This is a genomic window from Leeuwenhoekiella sp. CH_XMU1409-2 (genome assembly GCF_037029365.1).
GTDB classification, from domain to species: domain Bacteria; phylum Bacteroidota; class Bacteroidia; order Flavobacteriales; family Flavobacteriaceae; genus Leeuwenhoekiella; species Leeuwenhoekiella blandensis.
In genome coordinates this window covers 100,035-109,593 of the sequence record NZ_JAYMEI010000015.1, presented here as the reverse complement: position 1 = coordinate 109,593, position 9,559 = coordinate 100,035, and the positions used below count along the sequence as shown (strand labels likewise).

General features: G+C 40.2%; 8 protein-coding genes. 4 read left to right on the top strand and 4 right to left on the bottom strand.

Going from position 1 to position 9,559, the window contains the following annotated elements:
* Nucleotides 1-657: 657 nt before the first annotated feature.
* From WA338_RS15200 to WA338_RS15185, 4 genes are all read right to left on the bottom strand, one after another.
* Nucleotides 658-1,080 (bottom strand): response regulator, encoded by a 423-nt coding sequence (locus tag WA338_RS15200; RefSeq protein ID WP_336094039.1) that lies wholly within the window; start codon nt 1,078-1,080, stop codon nt 658-660.
* Nucleotides 1,046-3,274 carry a PAS domain S-box protein gene (locus tag WA338_RS15195; protein WP_336094037.1) on the bottom strand — a complete coding sequence of 743 codons (2,229 nt, stop codon included), beginning with the start codon at nt 3,272-3,274 and terminating at the stop codon, nt 1,046-1,048. Before WA338_RS15195 ends, WA338_RS15200 begins: the two co-directional genes overlap by 35 nt.
* A gap of 458 nt (nt 3,275-3,732) precedes the next feature.
* On the bottom strand, nt 3,733-4,614 hold the full coding sequence (locus tag WA338_RS15190; RefSeq protein WP_336094035.1) for an RteC domain-containing protein: 882 nt from the start codon (nt 4,612-4,614) through the stop codon (nt 3,733-3,735).
* A 41-nt stretch (nt 4,615-4,655) separates the two neighbouring features.
* Nucleotides 4,656-7,067 carry an aminotransferase class I/II-fold pyridoxal phosphate-dependent enzyme gene (locus WA338_RS15185; RefSeq protein ID WP_336094032.1) on the bottom strand — a complete coding sequence of 804 codons (2,412 nt, stop codon included), beginning with the start codon at nt 7,065-7,067 and terminating at the stop codon, nt 4,656-4,658.
* Between the two features lie 232 nt (nt 7,068-7,299).
* On the opposite strand from WA338_RS15185, the gene WA338_RS15180 reads away from it, so the two are divergent.
* From WA338_RS15180 to WA338_RS15165, 4 genes are all read left to right on the top strand, one after another.
* Nucleotides 7,300-7,677: a DUF7793 family protein gene (locus WA338_RS15180; protein ID WP_336094030.1), complete on the top strand. Its 378-nt coding sequence runs from the start codon at nt 7,300-7,302 to the stop codon at nt 7,675-7,677.
* A 30-nt stretch (nt 7,678-7,707) separates the two neighbouring features.
* On the top strand, nt 7,708-8,613 hold the full coding sequence (locus WA338_RS15175) for a helix-turn-helix domain-containing protein (protein WP_336094028.1): 906 nt from the start codon (nt 7,708-7,710) through the stop codon (nt 8,611-8,613).
* Between the two features lie 82 nt (nt 8,614-8,695).
* Nucleotides 8,696-9,133, top strand: a complete 438-nt coding sequence (locus tag WA338_RS15170; RefSeq protein ID WP_336094026.1) for a MauE/DoxX family redox-associated membrane protein — start codon at nt 8,696-8,698, stop codon at nt 9,131-9,133.
* Nucleotides 9,134-9,151: 18 nt separating this feature from the next.
* A complete protein-coding gene (locus WA338_RS15165; RefSeq protein ID WP_336094024.1) occupies nt 9,152-9,502 on the top strand; it encodes a DUF6520 family protein in 351 nt (116 codons plus the stop codon).
* Nucleotides 9,503-9,559 lie beyond the last annotated feature (57 nt).

Genomic DNA, 9,559 nt, shown 5'->3' with positions numbered 1-9,559 from the left:
TACTTTATCTGCATTTCTAAGAACGTAAAACCGTTTTTTATATCCGATTTTGGAGGCGCAAATATAGAACGATTATCTAACCCCACAAGCACTTTTTCAAAGTATTTTTAAATTAATTCACTACCCCCTTGTTTACAGTTGATTACATTCTTAATGTTTTTGAAAAAACTTCTGAATATACTCACATACTCAAAATAATAAAAGATCGAAGCAGCTTCTAAAAAAGCAAAATCAAGAATTTTATTGGATTTACTCGATGAACTGCACAGAAACTAATAGTTATTAGCCCAAAAAAACTTGGGTTAGGGATTGAGCGGCGTGTTTGAGCTCTTGTTGCGCAGTCGAGAAGCTTTTTAAAGTTTGCAGTAGCAGTGTTCAGTTGGCGGTTTGGTGTTTATTATTCAATAAGATCAGAGAATAAAGAGTAAAGAACAGAGATTTTAAAATATGAAAGTAGAAATACAAATATAAAGCGACCTCACTTCGAGTGGTTCTTGAACATCTTAATGCGAAAGGATGGTATCGAGAAGCTTTTCAAAATTTGCAGTAGCAGTATTCAGTCAGCAGTTTCAGTGGGCAGTAAGCAGTCAACCGCTTGAAATATTAAATAAGCAGATGCGAGGTGCTAATTAGCACTCTTATATAATGTCGATCTGATTATTGCTCTTCTTCCTTTTTATATTTCTCAAAAATTTCATTCATACGTATGGGTGAGATCGGTTTGATCACATAATCCTTCACGGTTTCCGAATAGCCCAAGGCCCGTTTCCGGTCTGCGCTGCTTACCGAGGAAGTTACAATATAAATGACGATTTCTTTTTGAGGCTTGATCAAGACAAACTCATCAAGAAAGCCCCAGCCATCCATAATGGGCATATTGAGATCCAAAAATATAATATCAGGAACTGCAGTAAGCGGTCCTGCTTGCATCAATAGCGTAAGAGCATCTATAGCTTCTTTTCCATTGGTATACACGAGAACCTCATCACAAAATGAGGCGCGTTCCATTAGTTTTTTAGCTCCAAAAATAAATATAGGATCATCATCAATAAGACAAACTGTTCGTGTATGCTTCTTCATAAGGTAAATATATAGTAAAGGTCGTACCTACGTCTATGGTACTTTCTACAGTGACCCGGCCTCCCATGGCCTCAATTTGATTTTTAGTTATAAACAGCCCGATTCCTCTAGAATCCTTATGCTTGTGAAACGTATTATACATCCCAAAAAGTCGCTCCCCATATTTTTTAAGATCCATACCTAAGCCATTATCTTCAATAGTGAGCATTATTTCCTTTGATTTGACCTCTGTACAAAATTTTATATACGAAGCCCTTTTCGTAGACCGGTATTTGATCGCATTGGAGGTGAAGTTCAGCAGGATACTTTCCAGATATGCAGGAATGGCCTTTACCACTAGGTTAGCTGGCGTTTGATCAACGATGCTTATGTTATTTTCTTTGATTACAGCACTAAGGGTGTTTGTAGTCCTCAATATGTACTCTTTTAAACATATTGTTTTTTGTATGGCATTTTCATTGGTTTGAATTTCGGTCACCTCATTCAAATGCGCAATGGTCTCCGCCAACTGTCCGGTTGCAGAATCCATCATTTGCATAAGTTCTTTGAGCTTACCATCTAGTTCCTCATTCAGAAATGCGACCAGCATATTTAAATTACCCGAATGGGACCGAAGATTATGCGAGACGATATGCGAGAAATTTTTCAACCGGTTATTTTGATCTTGGGTCAACCTCAGCACCTGCTTTAGATCATTTTCAGATTTGCGCTGTGTGCTTATGTCTGTAATTTGAGAGATAAAAAACAAGGGGACCAAGTCTTTATCTCTAACGACACTTACCGATAAAATTACCGTAACAACGCGTCCTGTTTTATGAAAATAGCGTTTTTCAATTTGGTAACTATCCCTTTCACCTGTACGTAAAGCATTTACATGACTCAAGTCTAACTCCAGATCTTCAGGATGCGTAAGTTCTTGAAAGGTCATCCCGCCCAATTCCTCTTTAGTATACCCTAAGATATCTGATATCTTTTGATTGATCTGCAACCAATTTCCTTCGGGGGATACCAAAGCCATACCAATAGGAGCATTTTCAAAACTAGATTTGAACGTCGTATCGATCAACTGCTTCTCTTGGTTTGTGGTGATAATCTCTGTAATATCGTGCATGGCCACGACCGCCCCTATGAGTTGCTCTTTTTCATCGTAAAGTTGATTGCCGGTAACCCTTACGTAGCGATTCTTGTCCGCTGTTTTGATACTGATGATCTCGTCTGGCCCCAAGACGTTTCCCTCAAGAACCTTCAACAATGGAATATCAGCCTCTTCTAAAAGGCTCTTGCCGTCGGCTTTATATAAACTGTAATATTGAGAAAGCTCTGAAGCGGAGACCGACTTAGAAGGTAACCCATGCCACTCCCTACTGGTTTTATTAAAATAGGTCAATTCTTTCTTAGCGTTACATGCTACAATGCCTACGTTAATGGAATCGAAAACCGTATTTTGAAAAGTCTGCTGGCGTTTTTGCTCAAACTGTAACTGTTTAAAATGGGTAAGGTTTGAAGTTTGCATAAGCAGACCGCCTATTTCCCCCTGATGATACCAGGGTTTTACTTGCCATCGCAAATAAAACGCGGCTCCTGTTCGGTCAAAAAACTCATCTTCCTCAGCTTGATGTATTTCGCCCTGAAGACATTTTCTATGTATTTCTTTCCAACGTTCAGGGATATCAAAAAGATCATAATGATTTTGCCCCTCAATCGCTTCAGGCAAATTGTAATCGATCAACCATTGGCGCGAAGCAGCCAAATAATTAAGCTGGGTATCAAACATCGCAATGGCACCCGGAGCTTGATCGATAAAGGTTTTTTTGATTACGGCACCCATACCGGTTTCATCTAAAGCCGTATGGTAGCCGGTCATCCATTCGGGACTGCCATCTTTCCAACTTACTACCTGCCCTTGATCTTTTACCCAAATGTAGTCTCCATTTTTTTGTCGTAAGCGCAGCGTACAAGTATATTGCTCTGTAGCACCATGACAATGCGCCTCAAGTGCACGCTGATAATTCTGCAGATCATCGGGATGACAAAGCCTTTCTTTGGTTTCACAAATCGCTGGGATATCATCTACCGAATACCCTAGCACTTCAGCCCACGCAGGACTATAATGCATTTCATGGGTAATCCTATTCCACTCCCATACACCGATACCGGCATCCCTTAAAATATGCGCGTAGCGCTGTTGGTTCATTTTCTCTAATTACAATAGCAGCTTCAAATTAAGGCATTTTTGGTAATTCTACACAAAAAAATTGATTGTACTATAAGTCAAAATACTCATAACCTCATATAAACATCTAGATTCACCCCATTCTGACTATAAATTTTATATGAAAATTCCTACGTATTGATTTAAAAATATATAGTGTCTTGATGTGTAGCACCTAGCATTTGCTGTTATCCCAATGTAAAATGAAGTATAGCAACATCTAGCTATTATCTTGGAGATATAGTCCTTGGGTAGGAATTATATCGAGAATTTTTTTTTTGAAGTCAGCAGTGGCAGTATTCAGTCAGCAGTCTCAGTGAGCAGTAGGCAGTCGTTATTGTCCTATTTGTTATTCTGGCTATTCTCGCACTGCCTGTCCCAATGCATATAGGGAATGGTATCGCGTGTTTTTAAAAACGCATCAATTCAATAAATTGCATTTAAGTGTCATCCTTCCGCATTTTATATTCCAACTTTAAAATCAGCTCTTCCAGAAACTTAGTCTTACTACCTTTTCGAGCTTTGATTTCGCCATACGTTTTATAAACCCCATCCAATTTAATATTAAAAAAATCCTCAAAAGAGGACACTATAATATTGAGATCAGACAAGCCGTGATTTAAATACTGCGACGCGTATAACGCATAAATGAGTTCAACCAATGCGGTTTTTGACCCAGACCAGAGCATGACATGATGCTTCTGAGGCAAATAAACAGCTTCACTATTGGGATTTATAGTCTTAAGAGCATCTCTTATATAATGAATAAGGCGGTACATCGCTTGTACTTGGGCCCAAAGCATATCGTGCGAACAGCTAAAATCAGGATAATCATAAGTATAGAGCATCGGGGTCATTGGAAAATTCTGCTGCGCATTGCGGGTAAAGAACTGATGATCCAGATAGGTGTGTCCTTCTTCCATATACCGTACAAAATTCATATTGCGGTTAAAGAACTTATTAATCTTACGCAACTCCTTTTTATAAAACCGGGTCTGGAAAGAAACTCCGGCCTTGGGTTTCCGCAGCTCACACGTACGCATTTCAGTAAAATAAATAAGATAACTCATCGGGCAGGGTTTGAGATGCTTAAAAAAATAAATCTCTTGAGGCACATCCTCAAAATCTTCCTGCTCTACGAGCTCCTTGAGACCAACCAGAGTTTTAGATGCTACTTCAATCCCCAGCTCTGCTTTTTTAAGGGGTTCAGGTATTACGAAAACCTGAGTTTTTAATTCTTGGTGAAAGTTTTGTAGCGCTGTAGCAAACATGGTAACATCAGTTAGACAGGTGAGTACATAAGAAGGCGTATGTATGTTCAAAGTTTAGGGGCTATAGGCATAAGCGTCAGATCGGTTAACTATTAAATGGGATGAGCCGTGCGCATCATCTCTAATTGCTCAAGAAAAAAGTTGTCATCGGTTTGCACAAAAGCCTGCTTAGGCAGTATAGTAGCCCCTAGTTTTCGCTTTTCAAAAGTAGCACTCATCCCAAAATCTACCTGCCTCATATTCAATCTCCGGGCTCTTAAAATAGTTTGATACAAGAGCTGTCTATAGATTTTAAATTCCTCAAAATACCGGTAATCCATGCCGATTAGACTGGGCACATAGGTGCCCGAATAATTTTTATAGCAAAACATAACACCCAGTAAGCGTTCATCTTCAACAGCCTTTAAAAGAATACATTCCCAATTGGGATGGCTGCGCATGGCTTCAAAAGCCTCAAGAGGATACGTAAAGGTATTCAATGCATGATTTTTGGTCTGGACCTGTAGATACAGCTCGTAGTACGTCTTTATATTTTTACGGCTAAACCGCTGAACCACTTTAGCTTTGACCAGACTTAGATAGGGCTCAATATCTTTCTTAAAATGCTTTTGTGAACGTTTGGAAAGATAGTACTTATAATCCTTGGCCTCTTTATGATGTAAATCCTGCAACACACAAGAATCGGGCATATCTATCGTAATATAGCCTTGATCCCGAATTGCTTTTGACCAGTTATAATTCAGATCAAAATCCCGCAGCACGGTCATGGAAACCTTCCAAGTATGTGCCAGATTTTCGATGTACTCCAAAAGTTGTTTTAAAGCCATTGCAGCTTGTGGGTGTTCCTCATTTAGGTACAGGTGATTTCCCTCGGTAAATAAGCAGCCCAATGATAATACCCGGGAAGTCTGTAGATAGGGATTGATTTTTCGCTGGTTTTCTAAATGCTGAGAAACCGAGGCTGGAGCCAGCATATCATTTTTCCAGAGGCTTTCGGTTAAAAAAGTCACCAATACTGGGCAATTAGCATCATCTACAATCTGTATATACCTAAAACGCCAGTTGTGCTCCGGTTTTTGATTTTGGGTAAAGCTTTGTTCCAAATAAGCAAGCCCATCCTGATTCAACATATTGGTTTTTCCAAGGGTTGAATCCCAGTGGGAGTAATCAGTCGCAGCAATAGTTTTAAATTCCTGAAATTGTAAATCCTGATTGTTGTTGGCAAAGGGTTTAAGATCTGTAAGATCCATCCGGAAGGCTTTCCCAACGCGAGAACGGGAATTGGACGTAGTCATCAAGGCGATATCATAAAAGGTCATTAATTGCTCAACCAGATGATCAATATCATCAAAAGCATTATGGTTGGAGAGGGTGATACGAAGTCCGGTGTTTTTAGCAGGCACAGCGGGAAATAATCCAAGGTTTACATAAATACCTGCTTCCATCAGGCGTTTTACAAGATAGTAACCTGTAGCAGGCAAGCCGGTTCCTATATAGAATACCGGCGAACTGTTTCGCGCGATGAGTGGCAAATGAGCTTCAACCAGTTGCTGGTTGAAATAGGCGATTCGCGTATTAAGCGCCTCCTGCAAATGATAGATCTCGTCAGATAAATGAATGTTTGCCGAGGCTATAGCTGCACCTAACGCACTAGGTTCTAACTGGGCTGAAAAAGTAAGGGGTCCCCCAAAGTTTTTGATCTTATTGTAGAACTTTTGATTAGAACAGACGAGAACGGAACCCGATGCTCCAAAGGATTTACTTAAGGTTCCAAATACCAACACATGTTCCGGGAGGGTTTGCATCTGACTCAATACATAGCCCATCCCGTTCTTACCTCTCCAGCTCATGCCATGTACATCATCAAAGTAGAGATAGAGCTGCGGGTATTTCTCAGAAAGTGCAAGCAACTCTTTAACGGGTGCATAATCGCCATACATCGAGTATACCCCATCGGCCATATACCATATTTTAGAAACTTTTGAAGCGAGTTTTTGAATCAGGCTTTCCAGCATTTCTAGATTGTTGTGGCGTACAAGCTGTACCGGTATTCCCCGTACTTTAAGGAGCTGCGCTGCATTTTGCACACTCCAATGCACCTGATGATCCAGGATAACGGCATCTTCATCCCGCACCACCGTGGGGATTACTGCCAGATGGCCCAGAGTACTGTTCTTGGTAATAATTACCGGATTTTTAAAGAGCAGCTGTAGTTTTTCTTCCAGTTCTTCATAAAGCGGATGCGAGATATAGGTTTTCGATAAGGGAAATTGGGTACCATAGCGCAAGAGGGCTTGCATAGCCCCTAATTTGATCCGGTTATTTTGTGCTAGACCTAAATACCCTGTGTTTCCAAAGTGACAGCAAGCCTTGCCTCCTACAGTAAGCCATCTGCCTGTAAGTTGCTTATCTTCGGCACGCAAATGTACAATACCTTCAGCTTTGGCTTCTGTGATCACCGTATCAACGGTATCCAAAAAATTGTTGTGTTTGATTTGAGCCATAATCAAGAAGTTTGGTTAGTTCATATCGAAGCTAACCAATTATTAACACCTTGAATATCAATGATAAACATTCATCGAGTATTACTCCTTTAAACTTTACTTTTTATCCCTGAGACTTTACTCTAACTCGAAAAACTTCAAGAATACTCCCCAATACTATAGATTAAATCCTTTATAATTAAGCATATAGCCAGCCTTTTTAATACATTTAACCTAATAAAACTTGTTCACTATGCGTCCTGATTACGAAAACGCGTATGCTGAATATCGGATTAAAACGGGAATCCTGTTTTTATACTATAAACCAGAAGTTTGCCTAAGCCTTAAGGCGGCAGAAAAGGTGGTTCAAGATCGTCTTGCCGTCCAAATGGGCGAACCCTATCCGGTATACTGCGATGTACGTTCTATTATCGATTCTGAGAAAGAGGCACGAGACTACTTATCTCAAAATGGCAATGCTTTGGTGCGTGCCCTGGCCTTTCGAATTAACTACCCGGTTACTGAAATAATGATGCAGTTTTATTTACAAAATGGTACAGATGCCATACCTACCCGGTTGGTAGTTGATATCAAAACGGCGTTTAACTTCCTAAGCAGCTTTCGAGAGTGATGATTGCTTTAAATAATTCCTTTCTTGCGTATGAACTACTTAAACACTCGTGCAAAACAAATCAAGACGATGATCTTAGAAATGGCCAAAGGTAATTTTAACTACCAAATTCCTCGTACAGGCGAAAACAATGAAACTGAAGCCATTGCAGCATCGCTCAATATGCTGGCTCAGGAATTGAGAGTCTCATACAACCCCTTTGTATTCAATGCGCCAGCTGACAGTATCTTTAAGGTAAGACACTATCTCTTTTTGATCAACCCAGAACATAGTATACTTTCTACAAATTTTGACCTTGATGCAGCGCCTACCTTCATCCATCAAAACTTTTTACACCTCTTAACGCCTCCTTCAAAAAAAACCTTTAAAAAGCGTTTAAAACAGCTGCTAAAAAAACAACACCCCAGTGTACCTTGTAGATTAGAATTACGAGCTTCAAACACGCTGAATATACCTCTAGAGTGTACGCTTTTTAAATTGCGCTACGATGCAGTAGCCGGAAACTTTCTGGTAGTGGCCTCCCGCATTCAAAGCCTTAACCCCTTACTGAAAGAGGATGCATTAAAAAAAGAATACCCGGTACGCAAGCTCGAGGCGCTCAAAAGCACGCGAGACATACAAAATATTCAGCAGGTAAAAGCTTATCTCCAAGACCATCCGGAAGATCGTATCGCCTCCTTAAAGATCTTGGGAGTACGCTTTGGTCTTAATGAATATAAACTCAAAAAAGGCTTCAAAGAACTTTATCAGACCAGTGTGTTTAAATACCAAATGCAACAGCGCTTACTTAAAGCCAGACATCTCATTAAAGTGACCACAGACCCCCTATCCAGTATCGCGTTACAAACAGGATTTAAGTCCTATGTGCATTTTGGGCAAGCATTTAAAAAAGAGTTTGGTGTAGCCCCCAGTCAGTACCGTAAAACACATCAATAATCCGGTATACTTGAGTTTCAATCCCACATACTTTACTGGTTTTTAGATAGATAAAATAACTTTAACTCATAAAGTTTTTATCATGTCTACAAGAAGACCTATCAAGCAAATTATAAGCCAGGGAGTAATAAGCTTCTTAATTTTACTATGGATCTATGCTGCTACGGTTAAGCTCTTGGAGTTTGAGCAGTTTAAAGTTCAGCTAAGTCAGGTAAGCTTTTTAAAACCGATTGCCGGGTTACTAGTCTATATCATCCCACTTGTAGAATACATCCTTGCTGCCTTGCTGCTGGTATGGCAAACACGCCGTCTGGGGTTAATAGGTTCTGCAGTATTGATGAGCGTATTTACAGTATATATAGTCGGGATGATCAGTTTGAGTCCACAACTGCCCTGCTCCTGTGGGGGGATCATCAATAACCTCACCTGGCAGCAGCATCTGCTGTTTAACATAGGCATTACTGCTTTGGCTATCACTGGTGTGTACTGTCACAGTTCCACGAATCCGCCCCATTTATAACAATAATAATATTTAATCATGCGCGTGATGATAAGGGGGAGCCGAAAACCTTCGAATTCGAGTAGGCATAATCTTTTAATACTTTTTATTATGAAAAAGTCTAAAATAATGATCCCGGTGATGACACTGGGGCTGGCAGTAGGCCTGGCTTTTGCCAATACCGCAAACCAGTCAAATGGATGGATTGACCTGAATGATACTCCAACGCAACTGGATACGGATCCTTGTGAGGGTTTGGGAGGTGAGTGTAGTGTTATTTATCAAGATGATCCTCAAGGACGGATTTTCGAGGTGTTTACAGATGAATCATTGACTACCCGTAAAGCAAGTAGTAATAATACACCTTATGTAATTCCGGGTACTCCTTAATCCAATTGGATTAAAACCGGCAAAATGCCTCCCCATAGCCGCTTCTATGGGGAGGTT